16 protein-coding genes, 5 pseudogenes and 1 riboswitch are annotated in these 21,354 nt (G+C 46.7%); of the genes and pseudogenes, 13 read left to right on the top strand and 8 right to left on the bottom strand.

Features of this window, described 5'->3' with window-relative positions; all coding sequences use genetic code 11:
* From acnA to TZ48_RS20235, 3 genes and pseudogenes are all read left to right on the top strand, one after another.
* Positions 1-1,484, top strand: a 1,484-nt coding sequence (gene acnA / locus TZ48_RS20245) for an aconitate hydratase AcnA (RefSeq protein WP_162674679.1), incomplete at its 5' end; no start/stop codon positions are given.
* 10 nt (positions 1,485-1,494) lie between these two features.
* A pseudogene (gene prpF, locus TZ48_RS20240) lies at positions 1,495-2,690 on the top strand (2-methylaconitate cis-trans isomerase PrpF).
* 21 nt (positions 2,691-2,711) lie between these two features.
* A pseudogene (locus TZ48_RS20235) lies at positions 2,712-4,591 on the top strand (propionyl-CoA synthetase).
* Positions 4,592-4,615: 24 nt separating this feature from the next.
* Here the strand turns inward: TZ48_RS20235 and TZ48_RS20230 are convergent.
* Positions 4,616-4,951, bottom strand: coding sequence for a hypothetical protein (locus tag TZ48_RS20230; RefSeq protein WP_112480446.1), 336 nt, complete (start codon positions 4,949-4,951; stop codon positions 4,616-4,618).
* A gap of 162 nt (positions 4,952-5,113) precedes the next feature.
* Here TZ48_RS20230 and TZ48_RS25555 point away from each other — a divergent pair.
* The 3 genes and pseudogenes from TZ48_RS25555 to TZ48_RS24495 form a co-directional block, all read left to right on the top strand.
* Positions 5,114-5,623: pseudogene (locus tag TZ48_RS25555) on the top strand (GNAT family N-acetyltransferase); the annotation flags it as partial.
* Between the two features lie 314 nt (positions 5,624-5,937).
* Positions 5,938-7,185 carry a bifunctional NUDIX hydrolase/phosphatase PAP2 family protein gene (locus tag TZ48_RS20220; RefSeq protein WP_239671008.1) on the top strand — a complete coding sequence of 416 codons (1,248 nt, stop codon included), beginning with the start codon at positions 5,938-5,940 and terminating at the stop codon, positions 7,183-7,185.
* Between the two features lie 54 nt (positions 7,186-7,239).
* Positions 7,240-7,383: a hypothetical protein gene (locus TZ48_RS24495; RefSeq protein WP_162674678.1), complete on the top strand. Its 144-nt coding sequence runs from the start codon at positions 7,240-7,242 to the stop codon at positions 7,381-7,383.
* A gap of 14 nt (positions 7,384-7,397) precedes the next feature.
* Here the strand turns inward: TZ48_RS24495 and TZ48_RS20215 are convergent, their stop codons facing one another.
* Positions 7,398-8,765 carry an alanine/glycine:cation symporter family protein gene (locus TZ48_RS20215; protein WP_112480443.1) on the bottom strand — a complete coding sequence of 456 codons (1,368 nt, stop codon included), beginning with the start codon at positions 8,763-8,765 and terminating at the stop codon, positions 7,398-7,400.
* Between the two features lie 144 nt (positions 8,766-8,909).
* A riboswitch (glycine riboswitch) is annotated at positions 8,910-9,022 on the bottom strand.
* A gap of 384 nt (positions 9,023-9,406) precedes the next feature.
* Between TZ48_RS20215 and TZ48_RS25550 the strand changes: the two genes are divergently transcribed.
* From TZ48_RS25550 to TZ48_RS20205, 3 genes are all read left to right on the top strand, one after another.
* Positions 9,407-9,565, top strand: coding sequence for a hypothetical protein (locus TZ48_RS25550; RefSeq protein WP_042501352.1), 159 nt, complete (start codon positions 9,407-9,409; stop codon positions 9,563-9,565).
* Between the two features lie 24 nt (positions 9,566-9,589).
* Positions 9,590-10,333, top strand: coding sequence for a chromosome partitioning protein ParA (locus TZ48_RS20210; protein ID WP_112480442.1), 744 nt, complete (start codon positions 9,590-9,592; stop codon positions 10,331-10,333).
* Between the two features lie 240 nt (positions 10,334-10,573).
* Entirely contained in the window at positions 10,574-11,437 is an 864-nt protein-coding gene (locus TZ48_RS20205) for a DNA ligase (protein ID WP_239671007.1), read from the top strand.
* 14 nt (positions 11,438-11,451) lie between these two features.
* Here TZ48_RS20205 and TZ48_RS20200 read toward each other — a convergent pair whose 3' ends face one another.
* Positions 11,452-12,477, bottom strand: coding sequence for a DUF3080 family protein (locus TZ48_RS20200; protein WP_112480440.1), 1,026 nt, complete (start codon positions 12,475-12,477; stop codon positions 11,452-11,454).
* 206 nt (positions 12,478-12,683) lie between these two features.
* On the opposite strand from TZ48_RS20200, the gene TZ48_RS20195 reads away from it, so the two are divergent.
* Positions 12,684-13,040 (top strand): VOC family protein, encoded by a 357-nt coding sequence (locus TZ48_RS20195; RefSeq protein ID WP_112460866.1) that lies wholly within the window; start codon positions 12,684-12,686, stop codon positions 13,038-13,040.
* A gap of 83 nt (positions 13,041-13,123) precedes the next feature.
* Here TZ48_RS20195 and purT read toward each other — a convergent pair whose 3' ends face one another.
* The 5 genes and pseudogenes from purT to sbcB form a co-directional block, all read right to left on the bottom strand.
* Positions 13,124-14,299: a formate-dependent phosphoribosylglycinamide formyltransferase gene (gene purT, locus TZ48_RS20190; RefSeq protein WP_112480439.1), complete on the bottom strand. Its 1,176-nt coding sequence runs from the start codon at positions 14,297-14,299 to the stop codon at positions 13,124-13,126.
* A gap of 180 nt (positions 14,300-14,479) precedes the next feature.
* Positions 14,480-15,366 (bottom strand): annotated as a pseudogene (cdd, locus tag TZ48_RS20185) (cytidine deaminase).
* A gap of 164 nt (positions 15,367-15,530) precedes the next feature.
* The gene (locus TZ48_RS20180) at positions 15,531-16,217 is read right to left on the bottom strand and encodes a CidB/LrgB family autolysis modulator (protein ID WP_112480438.1); all 687 of its coding nucleotides are present in this window, start codon (positions 16,215-16,217) and stop codon (positions 15,531-15,533) included.
* A 1-nt stretch (position 16,218) separates the two neighbouring features.
* Positions 16,219-16,584 carry a CidA/LrgA family protein gene (locus TZ48_RS20175; protein ID WP_042501367.1) on the bottom strand — a complete coding sequence of 122 codons (366 nt, stop codon included), beginning with the start codon at positions 16,582-16,584 and terminating at the stop codon, positions 16,219-16,221.
* 91 nt (positions 16,585-16,675) lie between these two features.
* A pseudogene (gene sbcB / locus TZ48_RS20170) lies at positions 16,676-18,096 on the bottom strand (exodeoxyribonuclease I).
* Positions 18,097-18,308: 212 nt separating this feature from the next.
* Between sbcB and TZ48_RS20165 the strand changes: the two are divergent.
* Genes TZ48_RS20165 through TZ48_RS20155 form a run of 3 tightly spaced genes read left to right on the top strand, consistent with a single transcriptional unit; the run spans position 18,309 to position 21,350 of the window.
* Positions 18,309-19,289, top strand: a complete 981-nt coding sequence (locus TZ48_RS20165; RefSeq protein WP_112480437.1) for an ABC transporter substrate-binding protein — start codon at positions 18,309-18,311, stop codon at positions 19,287-19,289.
* Positions 19,273-20,658, top strand: coding sequence for a GGDEF domain-containing protein (locus tag TZ48_RS20160; protein ID WP_112480436.1), 1,386 nt, complete (start codon positions 19,273-19,275; stop codon positions 20,656-20,658). Before TZ48_RS20165 ends, TZ48_RS20160 begins: the two co-directional genes overlap by 17 nt.
* Positions 20,640-21,350, top strand: a complete 711-nt coding sequence (locus TZ48_RS20155) for an EAL domain-containing protein (RefSeq protein WP_112480435.1) — start codon at positions 20,640-20,642, stop codon at positions 21,348-21,350. Before TZ48_RS20160 ends, TZ48_RS20155 begins: the two co-directional genes overlap by 19 nt.
* Positions 21,351-21,354: the final 4 nt, after the last annotated feature.

The raw sequence follows: 21,354 nt of genomic DNA, 5'->3' as shown, positions 1-21,354 counted from the left end.
CTAACCCTCATCGCCGATTGCCCACGGCGCAGCTTAGCGAACAGGGCATCGCAGGCGCGTGGGAGCAGAAGTCTGACACCATGCCAGATGGCGCGGTCATCATTGCTGCGATTACGTCTTGTACCAACACCAGCAACCCGCGCAACGTGGTAGCGGCTGGATTGATTGCCAAAAAAGCCAACGAGTTAGGTTTGGTACGAAAACCTTGGGTGAAATCCTCCTTTGCCCCAGGCTCAAAAGTTGCCAAGCTGTACTTAGAAGAAGCAGGACTGCTGCCAGAGCTAGAAAAGTTGGGCTTTGGTATTGTCGCTTACGCGTGCACGACCTGTAACGGCATGAGTGGCGCGCTTGACCCTGAAATCCAAAAAGAAATCATCGATAACGATTTGTACACAACCGCCGTGTTGTCAGGCAATCGAAACTTCGATGGACGTATTCACCCTTATGCCAAGCAAGCGTTTTTAGCATCGCCGCCTCTTGTGGTTGCTTATGCGATAGCGGGAACGATTCGTTTTGATATCGAGCGAGATTCGCTGGGTGTCGATGCTGAAGGCAAGCCTATCTATCTTAATGATATATGGCCAAGCGATGAAGAAATCGATGCGGTCGTTAATGCACACGTTAAGCCTGAACAGTTCAATCAAGTCTATCTGCAAATGTTCAAGCTAAATGATGAAGTGGCAAGCTCAAACCCGCTCTATGATTGGCGTGAGATGAGCACCTACATTCGCAGACCACCATATTGGGAAGGGGCACTGGCTAAGCCTCGCACACTGAGCGGCATGAGACCGCTAGCCATCCTCGGAGATAACATTACCACTGACCATTTGTCGCCATCTAACGCTATCTTAGCGTCCAGTGCTGCAGGGGAGTACCTCACTAGCATGAGCGTACCCGAGGAAGACTTCAACTCTTACGCGACCCATCGCGGGGATCACTTAACCGCTCAGCGAGCAACCTTTGCCAACCCCAAACTGTTCAATGAAATGGTTACTGAAAACGGCAATGTTGTTCAAGGCTCATTGGCTCGAATTGAACCAGAGGGAAAGGTCACGCGCATGTGGGAAGCAATTGAAACCTACATGCAGCGTCAGCAGCCTTTGATCATTGTCGCCGGTGCGGATTATGGACAAGGCTCTTCACGAGATTGGGCTGCTAAGGGGGTTCGCCTAGCCGGCGTCGAGGCAATCGTTGCTGAGGGATTTGAGCGAATCCACAGGACGAACCTTGTCGGTATGGGCGTATTGCCGCTGCAGTTCAAAGCGGGCACCGATAGAAACACCCTAGGTCTGGATGGCACGGAAACTTACGATGTCGTCGGCGATATTGCTCCGGGTTGCGATCTAGCTCTAGTCGTCACGCGCGCCAATGGCAACAAGCTCGATATTGCCGTGACTTGTCGACTAGACACGGAAGACGAGGTGGCCGTTTATTCATCTGGTGGTGTACTGCAGCGATTCGCACAAGACTTTCTCGCGAAATAGGGGACGTAGTATGAGCAAACAAATAAAAGTGCCTGCCACGCACATGCGCGGAGGGACAAGCAAAGGTGTGTTCTTTAGCCTCGAAGATTTGCCTGAAGCAGCAAAACAGCCTGGCGTCATACGAGACCAACTGTTGATGCGTGTCATCGGCAGCCCCGATCCCTATGCCAAGCAGATTGATGGTATGGGAGGGGCAACATCGAGTACCAGTAAAACGGTGATTGTGTCGAAAAGTCGCCGCCCTGACCATCACATCGATTACTTATTCGGTCAAGTGGCGATTGATAAGGCGTTCGTCGATTGGAGCGGCAACTGCGGAAACCTATCAGCTGCAGTCGCGCCGTTTGCCATTCATAGTGGCTTAATTGATCCAAGCGTGCTCCCCGAAAATGGCATAGCAGAGATTAACATCTGGCAAGCAATATCGAGAAAACGATTGTGGCTAAAGTGCCGATGGTGGATGGAGAAGTCCAAGAGCTTGGCGACTTCTTCCTCGATGGCGTCACATTTCCTGCGGCTGAAATTGCGGTGGAATTTGTTGACCCAAGCAGCAGTGGTGGCTCGATGTTTCCAACGGGGAACTTGGTCGATGACCTACATGTACCGGACGTTGGCGTGTTCAATGCCACGATGATCAACGCGGGCATTCCCACGATCTTTATCGACGCCGCCGAACTTGGCCTCGAAGGTACTGAGCTGCAAGAAGACATCAATAGTGATGCTGACTGGCTTGAAAAGTTCGAAACCATTCGTGCCCATGGGGCATTAAAAATGGGACTAATTGACTCTATTGAGCAAGCGGCAACGCGCCAGCACACCCCCAAAGTTGCGTTTATTTCTAAACCTAAACCTTATCGCTCTTCAAGTGACAAAACCATCGAGGCGGCAGATGTTGATCTATTAGTGAGAGCAATGTCGATGGGTAAGCTTCATCACGCCATGATGGGAACGGCAGCCGTTGCTATCGCATGCGCTGCGAGCGTAGAAGGTACGGTGGTCAATATGGCCGCGGGTGGTGGTGCTCGTGAGGGGGTAACCTTTGGACACCCATCGGGAACGCTCAAGGTGGGTGCTGTGGCTTCTCAGTCTGAGCAAGGCTGGACGGTCGAAAGAGCCATTATGAGTCGAAGTGCGCGGATCCTAATGGAAGGCAGGGTTCATGTACCTTCGGATACGTTATTGATCAAAGACGTTTCAAATTATTAAAGACATATTGGAGGACGCATTATGTCTGCATATCAAAAAGAGTACCAATGGGCAGAGCAACAACCTGAATCCTTCTGGCAGCATCAAGCGGAAAATATTGATTGGTTTGAAGCGCCGAAAACCATCTTGGCGAAAGACGACAACGGCATCGAACGCTGGTTTCCTGACGGAGTAATGAATACCGCATGGCTAGCCTTAGATTATCATTGTGAACAAGGTCGAGGTGATAATACGGCGCTGATTTATGACTCACCGGTCACCGGGGTTAAAGAACGTTATAGCTACAATGTAATGCGTGACAAGGTGGCAAAAATTGCGGGAATGCTTGCGTCGCAAGGCGTCACAAAAGGCGATAGGGTCATTATCTATATGCCGATGATTCCAGAGGCCGCGATGGCGATGCTAGCCTGTGCCCGTCTCGGTGCGATTCACTCTGTGGTATTTGGCGGTTTTGCTCCTAACGAATTGGCGGTGCGAATTGAAGATGCAGAGCCTAAGGTCATTATGACAGCCTCTTGTGGCATTGAGATCAACAAGGTTTTGCCATACAAACCGCTCGTGGATCAGGCCATTATGGATAGCCGCTGGAAACCCGATAAGGTACTCGTACTGCAGCGCCCGCAGTGCTTAGCTGAGCTAAACCAAGAGCGTGATCTTGATTGGGCAGAGCAATATGAACGCGCACTACCTCACGCATGCGTACCTGTATTAGCGATTGACCCGCTCTATATTCTGTATACCTCTGGCACAACAGGTAAACCGAAAGGTGTGGTACGTGATAACGGCGGTCACGCTGTTGCGATGAAATATTCCATGAATGCCATCTACAACATGCCAACCGATGGGGTGTTTTGGGCAGCATCCGATGTCGGCTGGGTCGTGGGACACTCATATATTGTCTATGCTCCGCTGATTCATGGTTGTACGTCGATTCTGTTTGAAGGTAAACCAGTGCGAACGCCAGATCCCGGTGCGTTTTGGCGGGTTTGTGAAGAGTATCAGGTGAAGGTGCTGTTTTCCGCTCCGACGGCGTTCAGAGCGATTAAGAAAGAAGATCCTGAAGGCTTAGAGCTGGATAAATATGATTTGAGCACCTTAGACAGCATCTTTATGGCCGGTGAGCGGCTTGACCCTCCGACCTTAGAGTGGGTACAAAGCCACACCAACAAACCTGTGATTGACCACTGGTGGCAGACAGAAACGGGGTGGGCAATTTCATCGAATCCTGTAGGCTTGAGTCAATGCCAATTAAAGCGGGCTCTTCGACCATGCCAAGTCCGGGTTTCAAAGTCGAAATCTTGAATGAGTTGGGGGAGCCCGTTGGCGCCAACCAGCAAGGTTTTGTGTCGCTAAAACGTCCGCTTCCACCAAGCTGCCTAACCACGGTATGGCGTAATCACGATAGATTTGACTCTGGTTATCTAAGTCAATTTGAAGGTTACTACGTCTCTGGTGACGGCGGGTATCTCGATGAAGATGGCTACTTGTTTATCATGGGTAGGGTGGACGACGTAATCAACGTAGCGGGGCATCGCCTCTCAACGGGTGAAATGGAAGAGATAGTTGGTGGTCACCCAGCGATTGCGGAATGTGCGGTTGTCGGTGTCCATGATGATTTAAAAGGTCAGCTGCCACTCGGTCTTGTTGTACTTAAAGACGGCGTTAAAGTGGATAGCGGTGCACTGGAAACTGAGCTTGTTGGTAAAGTGCGTTCCGAAATCGGTGCGGTCGCGTGCTTTAAGCATGCGCTGGTTGTCGACAGACTGCCAAAAACACGCTCAGGTAAGATCCTGCGTCGCGTTATCAGGCAAATTGCTGACGGTGAAACTTACACCGTACCTTCGACCATAGATGATCCGGCAAGCCTATCTGAGATAGAAAAAGCGCTTCATCCGAGTTAATCAGAAATAATTAGAGGTAGTAAACTACCTCTCGTCCATTTGAACCGAACTCATGTGCCACATTTTCAGGACATGGTTCGGTTCTTCGCACGTGCCAAACAATATTTGATACTTCGGGACAAAAGGTTCGCCGATATGGGTAGTACGGCTGAACTTGCCTGTTTTAACGTCGACCTGAGTGACTACACGTCCTTTGAAGTTCTGAAAAATAATAAATTGGTCACTCTTGAAGACGAGTTGGTCTTGATAAAACCAAAACTGATCAGCCGATGTGTCTAAACGGCATTTCAACGGCAACTCGGCGCTTAAAGCTCCGGTAGGAAGTAGAGCGATAAACAACCAAAAACGAGAAAGTGTCATAACCAATCCTTTAGTTTTTCTGTAAGTATAGTGAGTAATTCCCTAAGCTTGACGAGCGCGCCCAATTGTTAGGTTTTTTTATTTGCACATCCCTGACAAAACCCTCACACTATGCGCACATTTGTGACCTGTTTGTTTAACCACTAAATCGAGCGTATACCGATGACTTCACCTCGCATCTCACTCCGTTCTGCGACGATTAAAGATCTCGATACACTAAATGATTTAATGTTTGAACTGCATGATCACCACCATAGTGCGGTACCGATAGACTTCAAATCTGCTGAAGAAGTACAACAAGAAAAAAGTATCGCCCGCTATTTAGATTCGCCTGATTGTTTGGTGTTGGTTGCAACTGCAACAGAGTTTGCTGCTGCATCCTCTATAACTAAAACTGACGACCCAAAGATTGTCGGTTTCGTTACTGCTCAATTTTGTGAACTGACTTCGCCCATTAGCAAGCCGTGTTTAGTTGGCAATATCGATGAGCTGTTTGTGACACCCTCGTGGAGACAACACGGTATCGCTGAGGCTTTGCTCGTCGAAGCGCAAACACGCTTAGAACACCTTGGTGCAACACAGCTTATGGTTGAAGTTTGGGATTTCAATCAATCGGCATTGAATCTCTATAAAAAGCAGGGATTTTTCCCTCACATTCATTGTCTTAGAAAAAAATATAAATTAGGATTATTCGTGACTCAATTATTGAGCCATTGGTTTTTTTTGTGCTTGCTCGCGCTTTTTACTGCAAATCTGAGTTTTGCTGCATCTTCAGTATCATCTCCTGAACTACCTAGTAAGAGAGCGATAGGCCAGGCTGTGCCTAAAGCTAGCCATAACCCATTGCCGCTAGCTCCACTTGCACCCTCGATTCGAGGGTCTTTGTGTATCGTTAGAAGTAAAGATCGATTGTTGCTTGTAGATGAGATCATCACGGTAAGTTATCGCTTCCCGGGGGAACGATAGAAAATAACGAAGACCCACGTTTGACTGCTCAACGAGAAACATGGGAAGAAGCCGGTTTGGTGGTTGATGTTGGCCGAGAGCTTGGGCGTACCCGGCAAGCCATATTTTTTGAATGCCATGTTGAGTCGGCAATCATCGCCTATGAAGCAACAAAATACTCAAAAGGGATAGAGCTACCTATCTACTTCGCACCTCACTTTGGTGTGGAAGTCCGAACTGCAGCGTTAATGCAACCGAAATCGGTTTTGCCCACTGAATACCGCTATCCCAAGCAGTGGCCACTGGTAAAAACGATGTATGAATTAGCAAGCAATCAGCCGATACAGTTTATCGATAATCTGATTGAATCCGCACCATCGATACACCAAATAGAACTTGGCTGGCTTGAGAGAGCTCAAGAGTCGTTAATGGAAGCGCCTCTGCAAATTCGTGAGCTTGTACTGTGGGGTGGGAGCATCCTCTATGTTCTCGTTCAACCGCTGTTTTTAATCGCATTTTTACCACTGTTTATTTGGTTGTGGGGGCGACACTTTACCGGACAATTGATGTTCGCAGTTACCGCCACCTCATTGTTTATATTGGTTGCTAAACAAGGATTCGGCTTTCCGGTCCCTCACGCATACTTGCCTTCTATCAATTACACTGAACGCAGTGGGTACAGTTTTCCTGATCTGCTTATCGCTAACTGGGTATCGATCTCCGCAATAGTTTTGAGCCAGATCCAATCAAGGTTTCGGGCTATCTTTGTGTCTGCGTTTGTCGTGGTTAGTGCCGTGTTGGTCTTCTATCAGTTCATTAGTGGCGGTGCGTTCCTTTCCGATATGCTAGCTGGTGCTTTGCTTGGTGCGTTAGTGGGTTGGCACTTTATCCGACATTCGCTGAGCTTGGCAGTAAGTGAAGTGTATACCTTCACTCGCACTCGAGTGTGGGTAGTGCTTACCATCGTGGCAGCAACTCTCTGTTATGTTTGGCCGTTCCCATCATTCTTAAGTTGGTTAGGGCTGTGTCTAGGTATGTCACTTTTTGCTCTAGCAAGCCAAGCTCGTTTGCCACGCTCCACTATGTGTTTGAAAGAACTATTGTTATCACTAGTGCTTATTTTGGCTGTGCTCATTGGTTACTTTGTTTTGGAAAAGGCCTTTTCTCACAGTGGAGTTGGTTCGCTGGTATTGCAAGTATTGGTTATCCCAGTTCTGATTCTTGTGCCAGCGATGGTTATGGTGCTATTTAGAAATCAAGATCATCAAGGTCGTGGCGTAAAAGGGTAAATGCCGATAGAAGTCGAGAGATAAAATGATGACTGACCGAAAGAGGAGGTTTTTATGATTATCGCTTTGATTGCGGCTTGTTCGGCGTTTATGTCGAGTGTAGCCGTGCAGTTAAACGGCGCCGTTGATGCGGCATTAGATGGCATTGCGACATTATGTTTATGTAAAAAAAGGTCTGATTATTCAGACCTTTTTTGATCAATCTAACGACATTATGCCGTTGCAGTAACTTTGCTTGTACGAGACTGCGCGGCAAAGTAAAGCTTGGTTTCTTCGATGACAACACCGCGAAGAAGCACCAAACCAATCAGGTTAGGTATGGCCATCAAACCATTAACGATATCTGCGATGATCCAAATCATATCGAGATGCAGGAATGCGCCAGAGGCGACCAAACCTACGAAGATGATTTTATAAGGCAGCACGGCTTTCGTGCCCATCAGGAATACCACACAGCGCTCACCGTAATAGTTCCAGCCAAGAATCGTTGTGAAGGCAAAGAACATGAGACCAATTGATACCAGCATTGGGCCAAAGTACTCAGCGTTAAGACCGGTCGCAAACGCGTGTGTTGTCATTGCTGCGCCAGCAAAGTCACTTTGCCATGCGCCAGTGAGAATAAGTGCAAGACCCGTCATGGTACAAATGATGATGGTATCGATAAAGGTACCCGTCATCGAGATAAGCCCTTGACGTACGCAGCTGTCAGTTTTCGCTGCTGCTGCTGCCATTGGTGCACTACCAAGACCACTTTCGTTAGAGAATACGCCACGTGCGATACCGGATTGGATCGCTAGCATGATGCTCGCGCCGACAAAACCACCCGTTGCTGCTGTGCTACTAAATGCTGAAACAACAACAAGTTGTACCGCATCCACAAGCTTATCAGCGTTCATGATGATAACGCTAAGACATGCCAGCACATAGAATACCGCCATGGTTGGTACAACCTTACCTGCTACTTTGGCAATTGACTGAATACCACCTAGGGTAACGAACGCGACTAACAGTGTGAGTACGGCTGCTGAAAGCTCACGTGATACGCCAAAGGAGATCTTGCTGGCATCCAGAATGGCATTCACTTGCGGAAAAGTACCGATACCAAAGCACGCTACACCTAGGGCAAATACTGCGAACATGGTTGCGAGAAACTTGGAGCCGACACCATCACGAAGGTAGTACATAGGACCGCCGAGCATTTGGCCTTTGTCGTCCACTTTACGGTATTTAACGGCAAGCAAACATTCCGCGTATTTGGTTGCCATTCCAAATAGAGCCGCCAGCCACATCCAAAATAGTGCGCCGGGACCACCAAGTTTAATGGCCGTTGCAACACCGACGATATTACCCGTACCGATTGTGGCCGATAGTGCGGTGCAAAGTGCCGCGAAGCTAGACACGTCGCCCTGACCAGACTTGTCTTTGGCAAAGATAAGCTTTAATGCAGTTGGAAGGTGGCGAAACTGTAAAAGACCCAATTTAAACGTGAAGTAGACGCCGGTACCAACCAATAAAATAAGCAGTGGTGGTCCCCAAACGAATGAGTCAATAGTTTGCAGTGTAGATTGAAGATTGTTCATGATTTCCCCTTAATAAAACAAAACTTAAGGAGAAGAGAGAAAGGGCAGTACGCTCAATCAAGCATGGCATGATCGAACCGGACTACTCGTATCGCTAAACACTGGCATAGCGCCAGTTACTGAATTGAGTGTTTCAATGTTGCTATTCTCTCCTCTGTCCTTTTGCCTGAGAGTTTCACTCATTTTAGAAATGAGCTTGCTCCTTCGGCGACCGCGTTCTACCAGCAAGTAGCGCGGTTCTCTCCAGAGGTTCCTCCAACTACAGTCCTCACTTTATCCTTATCAATTGATAAGTTCTGATTTCTCAGAATAAAGCACCTGAAAGATTTACTTCTTCGGCGGGTAGTTTTAACCAAACGTTAAAAATTGGTTAATTACCACTCTCCTGCAGTCTTCATCGGAACAAATATCTAGATACTAGATAATCTGTGAGCGCAATCGTAGCGTATTTAAATAGCGATGTCATGAAGAAATTTACAATTTTATTTGAGCAAATAGGGTAGCAAAGTCAACCATTTGGTATATTTGAAGTGTTTCTGACGTAAGACTCGTTGAAGTGAGGTAGAGTGGCGCTTTGTGCAGTGAGCATAAAGGTCGTTTTATCTGGCTTTCGGGACTTCCCCTAATACAAGGAGATGTATATGACTCGACTGTTAGCGATCGCTTTTCTTGTCGTGCTTGCCTTTATGCTGTTTCGCTATCGGACTAATGAAAAGGTTCAGAAAGTGGTCATAGTCACTGCCTTATCAGCGTTTGCGATCTACGTGACGACGCTGGTGATTTCAGAATTAATACGATAGTAATGGTCACTCCCAGGAGTAGGTGTGGATAAGCAACAACAAAACCAACAAGCCGAGAATGATGACGTGGTTGTCATTGAGCAGAAAGACAATCGAGCTAGGCTCTATATAGGGATAGCAGCGGTGCTTGGTATTGCAACAGGTGGTCTGATTGGCGCCTCTGTGACTCAAAATGATTGGCAGCAGCGCTACGCTGAACTGGAATCTCGCTATCAACAAACCGTGACTCAAACCGAAGACCATGAGCAAACATTGACCGAGCAACTATCAATGGCAGAGTCGCAAGCGCAGCTTAAGCTTCGTAAAGCGGTAGAGGAGAAGGTTGCGGAACATCAAGAACAAGTTGCCGCTCTTGAGGCGCAAATTTCTAAGCTCGAACAGGACAAAACCGATTTGCAAAACCAGTTGTCGAGCAAAAAGCAGCAATTGGTAAAACAAGAAAAAGAAAACACCCAACTGGTTCGTAAAAATGACATTCAAAGCTCGATGTTTGAACAGTCTCAAGAGCTGTTTAAGCGCGAGGCTGAGCTCAAGGCCGAAGTCGCTAAGCTTGAACAAGAACGTGCTCAAATTACGCCGAACTTGGAAAGGCTAAAACAAGACTGTGACTTGTACCTTGAGGGCACGTCATGGGATGCAAAATCAGACTCTTGTGAACGATATGATTCTGCAACCGCATCGCTAAGTCAGATCGAACAGATGCTCAAAGTACACAATATGGATCTTAACCACATTGCGACTTTGAAAACTGAACTGGGTATCCAATAATCCGAAGGTCGCTTCCTTTTGCTTTTTACTATGTCTAACAACAAGCAAGAGGAAGTGCTTTCCTAGCAAATACGGGCTGCATCAAATCTTAATGCAATTGATACGTTTCTCTGCGAATCTTCTTCACACCTAACTCGTAATTCCTATCGCCGTAAGTATCTCATTTACGCCAAACTTCTAGACTGTCGCTAACATCTAATTCAATGCCATTTTACATAGAAGAATGGAGAGACAGTCAACGTGTATAAGCCGATGGAAAAAGTATCGACACTCGTTGTTTTTGCTGCACTAGCGGCAAAAGTGGACGCGCACGGAATTCAATTTCTCGATCAAGCCCCTAACGTCACTAACGCCTTGGAGTACCATCAGGATATCGACCTTGCAAGCTATTATGTCAGTGAAAAACTCGACGGAATTCGAGCAGTTTGGACCGGGAAGGAGTTGGTCACACGCTCCGGTCGCATTTTAAATGCTCCCAAATGGTTCGTTAAAGATCTACCTGAGATAACGATTGAAGGGGAGCTATGGGCAGGAAGAGGAGGCTTTGAAAAAGTACAAAAAACAGTACTTGATAAAGTGCCCGATTCATCACAATGGCAAGCGATTACTTTTATGCTGTTTGATGCGCCCGGTCATTTAGGTTCATTTGAACAGCGATACGGTTACCTAAAAAACTATTGTGATTCGCTGCCATACACACACATTCAGTGTGTTGAACAAAAAGTTGTAGAGACGCACAAAGAACTACAAGCCTTACTTACACAAGTGACCCACGATGACGCTGAAGGCTTAATGCTCAAAAAGCGTCATGAAATTTATCACCCTGGACGTAACAATAGCTTAATTAAAGTAAAAACCGTTCAAGATACGGAAGGGATTGTCGTTGGATATAAGCCAGGAAAAGGAAAGTACGATGGCATGATGGGGGCATTGCTGGTGGAGATAAAAGGTGGAGTTCGACTCTATATCGGAACGGGTTTTACCGACGAAGAGAGAGCCAACCCTCCAGCAATCGGTAAGACGGTGACGTTTAGGCACAATGGGTGGACTGAAAATGGCATTCCGCGCTTTGCTCGATACCATCGCGTACGAGAGAGGGAATAACAAAGATTAGGCTGCTATCGACTCACCACTGAAGACAAGTCGCGACCACAGCGTTTAAAAAGACCTTTCCAGTAGTCGACATGTGCCCGATTTGCTTGTTTGAATGCGAGATGCCTTGCCTCTAGGTCGTAGCCGTTGTCATCCCTGGTCTGGAGCAGTGCTGATACAAACAGGGTTTGAGCCGACAATGCCTGATATTCAGAATCGAGGTAAGAGAGGTAGGGTTGCACCTCTTTGACAAAGACGTTGTTGAAGACGTTGACCAGATAGTTAAAGCGCGACATGTCGCGGTTTTTACCACAAGGAATGCTATTGTCATATTGATTTAGTTGCTCTGTGACCGTTTGTAACCATCTCTCACTCGCTTCCAAAGAAAAAGCCAAACGCCCAATCACGTTCTGTTTTTCAAGTATTTCTTGATAGTCAGTCAGTAGTGGCGGGCGCGAAAGCGTTCCTCGTTCACTGGTAGCAATGAATTTGGCAACAGCATTGAAAGCCTCTAATGGTTCTCTAATTTGTAATGCACTGCTGGCATCTCGCTTCACAATCCAATCCGAACCACTAAGTTGCAGCCGCATGGCATCACTGGTGTAAATAAGATTAAAAAAGTAGTCAGGTAAGTGCTGGTACTTCACATCCAAGATTGTCTGCAGACTTTCTTTAAGCTCTGGCTCAATTTGGTTTGAGGTTAAGCAGCGCTCAAGTCCATCAATAAGCTGCAGTTGGTAGTCGAAGTTTCTAAACTGATCTTGAACTTTGCCAAGCACTGAGTTGCGTTCTGCAATTAAGCCAAATAGATTGCATTTTCTTAGCTGATAGCTGTCCACTAAACCCAGAGTCGTACGTGGTATTTCTTTGGTAAGCTGACGCTTTGCGGGAAGCTCGACCAGCTCAAGAACCGGGGCAGCGATGAGTTCGCTTTGCTGAATGTTGGCAATGCGCTCCTGGTAATCAAGAAAGCGCTCATTCGGTGTATCGCTAAAACACCCTGTCATCATTGCAACAAAAAGCGTTAATGATGACTTGGCGATTAATTTCATCGAAAGCGAAAGCTCTTTAGTGCGCACGGTAAGTCTGACTCCCTGGGGTGCGAATGAACATTTGTCTGCCTCAACCTCCTGTTACGTAATCTTAGTGCATAGCTGATCAGTAGCAGGTTTGAGATAAATGCCTATCTTCTCACAAACCTCAAGAGATAGATCTTTTACTATGGATGGTAATTGATGACTCAAACAATGGAGCTGAAATGAGTGAGCAAGTAAAACTGGACTACGTTGAATTTGCGGCCAGTGATTTAGACAAAACAAAGCGTTTCTTTACTGCTGTATTTGACTGGTCTTTTCAGGATTATGGCGATGACTATACAGCGTTTGAAAATCAAGGTTTGAATGGTGGGTTCTATCGTGCGGACTTATGTTCAACCGCAGCGAATGGCGGGGCATTGCTGGTCTTCTACAGTGCCAACATAGAGGCAACATACAAAAAGGTTGAGGCCAACCAAGGTGTGATTATTCGCGAAATCTTTGACTTTCCCGGCGGTTGTCGCTTCCATTTTACTGAGCCGAGTGGCAACGAGTTTGCTGTTTGGTCTGAGTCACGTTAGCATCAATGTGCTGAGGCGATAATAAAAAGCAGGCTCTGAATCATTCCAGAGCCTGCTCTTGTGCGTTAAGAGAACGCGTGAACTTAGTAAATGACTTTTACTTTCTTCGCGCAGTTCACTGCTTCATCTACCGCTGTTTCGAGCGATTTACGTTTAGTCAGTACCACACCTAAACGGCGACGACCGTCGATATCGGGTTTACCGAACAGGCGAACTTGAGTTTGTGGTAGCGCTAGCACTTCATCAAGACCTTCAAAACGAATGTTGTTCGAAGTACCTTGACCAAGAATCACGGCCGAGGCAGCTGGGCCATATTGCGCTATGCTGTTGACCGGCATACCAGTAAACGCACGAACATGAAGAGCAAACTCTGACATTTCTTGAGAGATCAGTGTGACCAATCCCGTGTCGTGAGGGCGTGGCGACACTTCATTGAAAATGACTTTGTCACCCTTAACGAACAGCTCGACACCAAAAATACCGTAACCACCAAGTGCGTTGACCACTTGTTCAGCCGTGTACTCCGCCGCTTTACGTGCATTCTCGGTCATTACCTGCGGCTGCCAAGATTCGCGGTAGTCGCCATCTTCCTGGCGATGGCCAATTGGCGCACAGAAGTGAACGCCATCAACCGCGCGTACTGTCAGTAAAGTGATCTCGTAATCAAAGTCGATGAAACCTTCGACGATGACACGTCCAGCGCCAGTGCGACCGCCTTCCTGAGCGTATGTCCACGCTTTCTCGATGTCCGCTTCGGTTTTGATAACACTTTGACCTTTGCCCGAAGAGCTCATTACCGGCTTAACGACACAAGGAACACCCACATGTTCAACCGCCGCTTTAAAATCGTCATAGTTGTCTGCAAACTGGTAAGGGGAGGTATTCAACCCCAGTTCTTCTGCTGCAAGGCGTCGGATCCCTTCACGGTTCATGGTGAGTTTGGTCGCATTTGCAGTAGGGACAACATTGAGCCCTTTGCTTTCTAGCTCTACTAACTTGTCCGTTGCGATGGCTTCGATTTCAGGAACCACATAGCTTGGCTTTTCTTTTTCGATGATGGCTTCGAGTGCTTCCCCATCCAACATATCAAGTACATAGCTACGGTGAGCCACTTGCATTGCTGGTGCATCTTTGTAGCGATCACAGGCGATGACTTCTAAACCAAGTCGCTGACATTCGATGGCGACCTCTTTACCCAGTTCACCAGAGCCCAACAGTAGTACACGTGTAGCGTTTTCACGAGTTGCTGTACCAAACATATAAAATCCTTGACGTTCATGAGGAAGAATTGCCGAGGATCATACTGGATTATCTTCAAAAAGCAAACGTTTGCGTGGAAAATAAATTGAGATATTTGAATCGTTAAAAAAATAGCCTCGCGATAGGGCGAAGCTATGATTTTGTTCAATAAAGCTGATTTCGTTCAATAGAACAGTTGGCTAAAGAGCGACATATTCTAATGGAATATCAGGGTCGATCGCTTCAAGCGTCGCTTGTGTGTCAGCTAGGTGGCTAATTTTACCGGAGGCCATCTCTGCAAGCGCTACGAGTTGAATATCTTGGAACGACTGCCCTGCAAGTAATAGTTGCATGAAAGCAACTTGAAGCGGAGGAAGGCTAGGGTTAAATGCTGCATTTTCCGCATAAGCACCTTTGTAGGTATTGCCGTCTTTGGTGCTAATAGCAACGCCGCTAAGGTTCTTAGTATATGGTGAGTGGCTTTGATTAAGCGCATCAACAGCTGCGAGAACCAATGTGTCTGTCTCTTCGGTTGATAGCCCGTGTTGTTTAGGCTCATTAGTGCATCGGTAATGCCTAAATCTTTAGGACCGAACGATTCTGGTAGGTACTCTTGTAACGTCATTTCATCACGTTGAGGCAATTGTACAACCAAAGAATCGGCGGTAGTAAGCTCATTCATGAACTGACGACAATGGCCGCAAGGACTGTAGTTGATGGTGATGTCCTTCAGACCAGTTTCACCTTTCATCCAAGCATGGCTGATAGCGGACTGCTCAGCATGGACGGTTTGACCAAGTTGAGCTCCAATGATTTCCATGTTGGCACCAAAATACAGGCGTCCGGACAATCCACGAACGATCGCACCAACAAAAAACTCTGAAATCGGCGCATAGGAATACGCTGCTGCAAAAGGTAAAAGGGCGACACGAAGCTCGCTATCGTCAAGACCAGACAAAGCCTGGAGCTTTTCAAACTGCTCTTTGGATAAAGTCGCATCGAAATCTGGAGCCGTTAAAATAGGCTTTAAAAAGGTAGCAATATGCTCTGGAGTGTCGGCCAACGCAGAATCAAAACGATCAGTCATGCGGTTTCCTATGTGATTAAGTGTTTTTTTACATTCTAAGCAAGTTTTGAGGATATAAAGGTGATGCTGATCACATGTGTGGCTGCAACAATTGTAAATATTGCAATATAAGAGTGACGTCACACAAAGAGCGGGCTGCTAGATTTGGCAACCCGCGATAGGTATTAGTGAAGCCAATGGCTCAACCAAATTGAAAAGGCGAACATAGAGGGTGCAAGCACGGAGGTAATGACGCCGCAAATGACCAGTGCCAAGGAGCTAAACGCGGCGTCGCGAGGATCTTTTTCGGCGCTCGTTGCAGTGCCTAAGGCGTGAGATACCGTTCCCATGGTGAGACCTTTTGCTATCGGGTGGGTGACGCCTAATAGTTGGTAAATTGGATAGGCCATAATGGCACCGAATAGGCCTACAAGTAACACAAGGATGGCTGCAATCGCAGGCTCTCCACCGAGATGACTAGAAACCTCCATCGCAATAGGAGTAGTTACAGACTTACCGAGTAAGCTAGCAATAAGCTCCATGTCTGCACCCAGCAATACGGCGATAATCGATGCGGTAAACATAGACGCGATGCTTCCCACACCGCAGGCAAGGGCAATGATGCGCCAGTTTTGGCGTATCTGAGGAAGTTGCTCATACAAGGGATAGGCTAGGGCAACAACCGCAGGTTGAAGCAAGTAGCTGATCCACTCGTTGTCTGCGTAATAGGTATCAAATGGTATATTTAGTACCAGTAGCAGAGGTATCAACATTGCGATGCTAAGTAAAAGCGGATTGAAAATGGGATTCTTCGCTTTTATGGCGATAAAACGCGCAATAAAAAACACGATAACGGTGACAGGAAGCCACATATTATTTGTCTCCCTTCTTTAAAAATCGATCAAGGAATACCGAAAGCACAATCAACACAATCAAAGAGCCGCCCACTGCGCTAGCTAGAATAGGGAGCGCGTTGCTTACTAGCATATCGAAGTGATTCATCAGGCCAACACTTATCGGCACAAAAAGCAAAATCATATAGCGAATAAACACATGAGCTCCGGGTTGCACTAAGCGAACCGGAATCACGCCGCTGGCGAGGCCGGCAAATAAAAGCAACATGCCAAACACACTTCCGGGAATGGATACGTCGAGTAGGCTTTGAAGGGCGTTACCTAACCAAAGTGAAACAAAAATAATGGCAAAAGAGGCTACATAGCGAAGCACGGTTTTTAGCATGGCTTCCTCTTAGTAAAAAATAGAGTGTTCATACAGTGGGCAGCCTAAACATAGAATAATTAGGCTGCCTTCGACTACGTGGATGGAGGTGTTAAGAAACGAGACGCTCCACGTAGCGGTAGACGGATTTTAGTATGGCGAGCTTTTTCTCGTCAGACTCATGTTCGTGAACTAAGTTTTCCATATTTAGCATGTAGTCTTCAATACGACTTTCGAAAAACTCACGACAATGATTTGCCCACCTTGCCTGCTCTGACTCATCAAGCGTCCAAGCGAAATGGCGCGCGCGATATCGGAATAGCAGAGGCTCAATTCTAGGATCACTAAAACTAATGTCTAATGCAGACAGATTATTCGGATCTGTCTCGCGAATAATATCCATCGCACTTTTATCCGCAGGAGTGAAGAAACCACTGTAGAGTTGAGTATCGACATCATTGTCTTCTGCATATTCACGTTCAATGCTGTAGAGGCCGATCAACTTCTCACGAACTTCTGGGTGCTGCTTAATAAGCGCAAGATTTTTTAAGCACTGTTCGCGATCAATACCAATGTTCGCTGCATTTTCGGCAGTGAGTGTTTTGGCCGGCGCTAGAATTGGGCACTTGTTTAAATGAATAAGCTTGAGTGGCACCGGGAGCTCATCTTGACCGAGTTCATCTCGCTTGGTGTAGAGCCTTTGGTGCAGCGCTTCAACATCAAGACCGAGCAAAGGCTGAGGATCTTTCGCTAAATCCGCGACAATAACTGCGTTTTGATTGGTAGGATGCCAAGCAATAGGTACGACCCAACTGGTGTATTGGCACTCTTTCCCGAGCATTCCTGAGACGTGCATGAGTGGCGTCATATTGACGATATCAACCAACTCGTTCAATTTGCGCTTTTGGCGCATTGAATAAAAATAATCAAACAGCTTAGGCTGAGCCGCTTTAACTTTTTTCGCGAGCTCAATAGTAGCGATGACATCGGCCATCGCATCGTGCGCGTTTTCGTGCTCAATACCGTTGGCAACAGAAAGGTGCTCCAATTTGAAGCTGGTAAATCCTTCTTCATTTTCTGGCCACTCAATACCCTCTGGGCGCAGTGCGTGACACGCTCTCATGACATCGAGTAGATCCCAACGAGAGTTTCCGTTTTGCCAGCTCCAAGCATAAGGATCGATGAAATTGCGGTAGCAAGTGTATCGAGTCACTTCATCGTCAAAGCGAATGCTATTATAGCCCAGACTGGTGGTATTTGGAGTCGCTAATTGTTCATGAATCTTGGCGATGAACTCAGGCTCCGAGAGCCCTTTTTCTTGGCATAGCTGAGGTGTAATTCCGGTAATGAGCGCGGCTTCTGGTGAAGGAAGGTAATCGGCGGGTGGTTGGCAATAAATGACCAAAGGCTCGCCAATGATATTAAAGTCTGCATCCGTTCTTACCCCAGCGAATTGACAAGGCCTGTCTTTCGCCGGGCTCACCCCCAAGTTTCGTAATCGAAGAAGAAAAAAGTGGGTTGGTGCTGAGACATGGGGCATGCTTCCTTTATTCTGAGAGAGAGCCTTTACAATCAGGCTTTCCGTTGAGTCCATATTAGACCACCGCTGCCAAAGCATGGCAATCAACAATCCATTTTTAAGATATTGTTGCTGCCTAATTGCGCATTCTTTTGTACTTCTGAAGGAAATATACAATACGGCCAATTGTTTACTATATTAAAAGAAAAAAGGCGAGGTACATTACATGGGACGTGTGCCGATTATGATGTTGTGCGCCACACTGCTTTTGGGCTGTGGTGAGAAGGAAACGACGCAATCTCTACCTAAAGATGTCACCGTGGTAACGGGTCTTCAGCCCGGTGCCAGTTTGTTGTATCTCGCTCATGCTGCAGAAAGGTTTGAAAAGCAAAATCTTAACCTGACAATCGAACCTAGACCCAGTGGAACATTAGCGCTGCGTTCAGTGATTGATGGTGAAATCGATGCCGACGTCATATTCGCCGCGGATATTGCCTATCTCGCACGTCAAAACTTACTACCGGATTATCGGGTAGTAGCAACAGTCTTTGATTCAGATAACTCCAATGCTATTGCAAGCCTGCAACCATTTTCGAGCCTCGCGGATCTCGAAAATAAGGTGCTTTGTACGCAGTATGTATCAGCGCTGCACTTTTTTGGACAAGCTTTGGCGGAGCGAAGTGGTGCGCAAAATGTCATCTTTAAATTTGTGCCCGTCTCTGAACTCAATCGTCACCTCATTGAGGGTGAATGCGACTATATAACGATTCGAGAGCCCTTTGTTTCAGAGCTTATTTCTCAAACAAATCAGACTGGCTTTGTGAAGTATTTTCCCGGTACGTTCCTTCAATATGAATTGATGCTGGCGCATCGACGCCTTTCCGATGAAGACGTATCGCGATTGCTGCTTGCGATGATTGACGCAGAGTCTGTCCTTGAAGAGCAGCCTGATTATGCCAAGCAAGTGCTGATGGACAGCTTTAACGCTGATGCCAAACAAGTGCAAAAGCTTCTCGCAGACAGCGTGTTATCGGTGTCACTTTACCAGCCTCTCATCGCGTTGTTTGATCGAGAGTTTGTGTGGTTGCAGTCGCATGGTCTGTCGGCAGACTCAACGACTGATACGAAAAGCCTATTAAGACCAAAACCGCTTCGTGATGCCGCGCCGCTTAGACAGACGATTTTAGACTATGAAAACGAGTATTAAGCAAATCTTAACCCTGTTTGTTACTTTGGTTGCTGCTTTCATGCTGACCACGGCCTACCTATCCCAAAAGCAAAACGCGGTGAGAGATGACGTACTGTCGTTGGATGAGCAGGCTTTTGAAATCAGTCAACAAGCATCACGTTTGAACGTCATTGTTGCTGATTATAATCTCTATCGTCGTTCTGACTCTTTAACGCAGTGGTCAGATACCCTCGACAAGATTGAGAAGCAAGCGGGTCAATTACTCAACATCACTCAACTAGAAGAGAAGATGTTGGCCAAGCGTCTGTCTACTGATATTTCACGGATTCGAATGCAATTTGAGCGATTGAGCGAAGCAACGATAGATAAGGACATTCAGTGGATTACCATCAATTTGAACACTTATAGTCAGAATCTGATTACCCAACTGCATAACTTGAGTGAAGAGGCGAGACAACTCGCGACGCTCGAGTTATCGAGACTATCTTGGTATCAAACCGTGGCGGTGGGCAGTACCACGTTTCTTTCACTCGTTGTTTTGATTGTGCTGTATACGGCGTTGATCGTGCCGCTTAAAACTGTGCGACATGAAATGAAGAAAATCGGCCAAGATTACGCTCATTATGACTCTAACCACTCCAAATACTCCCGTATTCGAGAATGGCATGAACTGTTTCAAGGCCTAGAAGAGATGTACCGGGAGCTCCAAGTGACCACCGTGAGTAAAAAAGCGCTCGTTGCAGAGGTAGAGATGCGTAAAGAGGCAGAAGATAACGCTGTATCCCTAGCTCGAACCGACTTTCTTACTGGTCTTCCTAATCGATTGAGCTTTTTTGAGCGTTTTAAAGTACTTCTTGATAACAGTAATCGCAGTGCATTTTTGTTTTTCCTTGATATTGATAACTTTAAGTCTGTGAATGACAATTTAGGCCACTTAGCCGGTGATACATTATTAAAAACGGTGAGTGCTGCTATTTTGCAACTGTCTGATGAGAGGGACAGCATTGCTCGTTTAGGGGGCGACGAGTTTGCAATTCTACATTTCACCGACAGTGAGCAAGAGGCGCTATTGTTCGCGCAAAAGCTACAAGCCGTAATTCGTCTTCCAGTGACCTTTGAGTCTACCCAGCTTAGAATTGATTGCTCGATAGGGATAGCACGTTTCCCAGATGATGGTGTAGAGATCAAGTCGCTACTTTCCTGCGCAGATACTGCAATGTATTTTGCTAAGCGCAACCCGGTGAGTACATCAGGCATTCAGCGTTTCACGGTTGATATTGGTGAGGCGAGCGACGTAAATTCAGTTTATATCATAAACTTCGCAGGGCGGTTGAGCAGGGCAGTTTCGAAGTCTGGTTTCAGCCTCAAGTGGAAGTTAGTACTTTGAATGTGACGGGATTTGAGGCTCTGCTACGTTGGAAACAAAGTGATGGCAGTTACGTGAGTCCGGCTGTCTTTGTTCCAATGCTTGAAAGAACCGTCGATATTATAAGGGTTGGCGAGTTTGTGTTTGAAAAATGCATAGAGTTTCAACGTAGGTTGGAGAGCAACGGTTTCAATCATACTGTGTCGATCAATATCTCTGCTGTACAACTTGAACATGAGCACTTTATTCCATTTTTGAAACGCAGGGTACTTGAAACAGGACTGAGTGCGAGCCGCTTTCCACTCGAACTGACCGAAACCGCGATAATTCGAAATAAACAGGAAACACTGCTTTCTCTAGACCGACTCAAAGAAATGGGCTTTTCGTTGCAGTTGGACGATTTTGGCACTGGTAATGCCTCGCTAGATTTATTGAAAAACTTCCCATTCTCGACCGTTAAAATAGATAGCTCCTTCACTAAAGAGGCAGCCAATAAGCCCGAAACACGAGCGATCATTAAAGCTATCACTTTACTGTCCAAGGAGCTCAGCTTTGATATTGTGATTGAAGGGGTAGAAACAGTACAGCAGCAGGCTTTCGCGAGAGAGTACGGCATAAAGGTTGCACAGGGGTTCTATTATGCCAAAGCGATGCCAATGAATGAGGCGATCGCTTGGCTTGAACACTATGACCACTATTCCACAGCGCTCTAATTAC

The organism is Vibrio variabilis (genome assembly GCF_003263785.1).
Taxonomy (GTDB): Bacteria; Pseudomonadota; Gammaproteobacteria; order Enterobacterales; family Vibrionaceae; genus Vibrio; species Vibrio variabilis.
The sequence above is the reverse complement of the archived record's forward strand: the minus strand, read 5'-3'. Positions and strand labels throughout refer to the sequence as shown.

Excerpts from the sequence above, each read along its gene's own strand:
- TZ48_RS20230 (WP_112480446.1), bottom strand. The coding sequence starts at position 4,951 with ATGACACTTTCTCGTTTTTGGTTGTTTATCGCTCTACTTCCTACCGGA.
- TZ48_RS24495 (WP_162674678.1), top strand. The coding sequence starts at position 7,240 with ATGATTATCGCTTTGATTGCGGCTTGTTCGGCGTTTATGTCGAGTGTA.
- TZ48_RS20215 (WP_112480443.1), bottom strand. The coding sequence starts at position 8,765 with ATGAACAATCTTCAATCTACACTGCAAACTATTGACTCATTCGTTTGG.
- TZ48_RS25550 (WP_042501352.1), top strand. The coding sequence starts at position 9,407 with ATGACTCGACTGTTAGCGATCGCTTTTCTTGTCGTGCTTGCCTTTATG.
- TZ48_RS20200 (WP_112480440.1), bottom strand. The coding sequence starts at position 12,477 with ATGAAATTAATCGCCAAGTCATCATTAACGCTTTTTGTTGCAATGATG.
- TZ48_RS20195 (WP_112460866.1), top strand. The coding sequence starts at position 12,684 with ATGAGTGAGCAAGTAAAACTGGACTACGTTGAATTTGCGGCCAGTGAT.
- purT (WP_112480439.1), bottom strand. The coding sequence starts at position 14,299 with ATGTTTGGTACAGCAACTCGTGAAAACGCTACACGTGTACTACTGTTG.
- TZ48_RS20180 (WP_112480438.1), bottom strand. The coding sequence starts at position 16,217 with ATGTGGCTTCCTGTCACCGTTATCGTGTTTTTTATTGCGCGTTTTATC.
- TZ48_RS20175 (WP_042501367.1), bottom strand. The coding sequence starts at position 16,584 with ATGCTAAAAACCGTGCTTCGCTATGTAGCCTCTTTTGCCATTATTTTT.
- TZ48_RS20165 (WP_112480437.1), top strand. The coding sequence starts at position 18,309 with ATGGGACGTGTGCCGATTATGATGTTGTGCGCCACACTGCTTTTGGGC.
- TZ48_RS20160 (WP_112480436.1), top strand. The coding sequence starts at position 19,273 with ATGAAAACGAGTATTAAGCAAATCTTAACCCTGTTTGTTACTTTGGTT.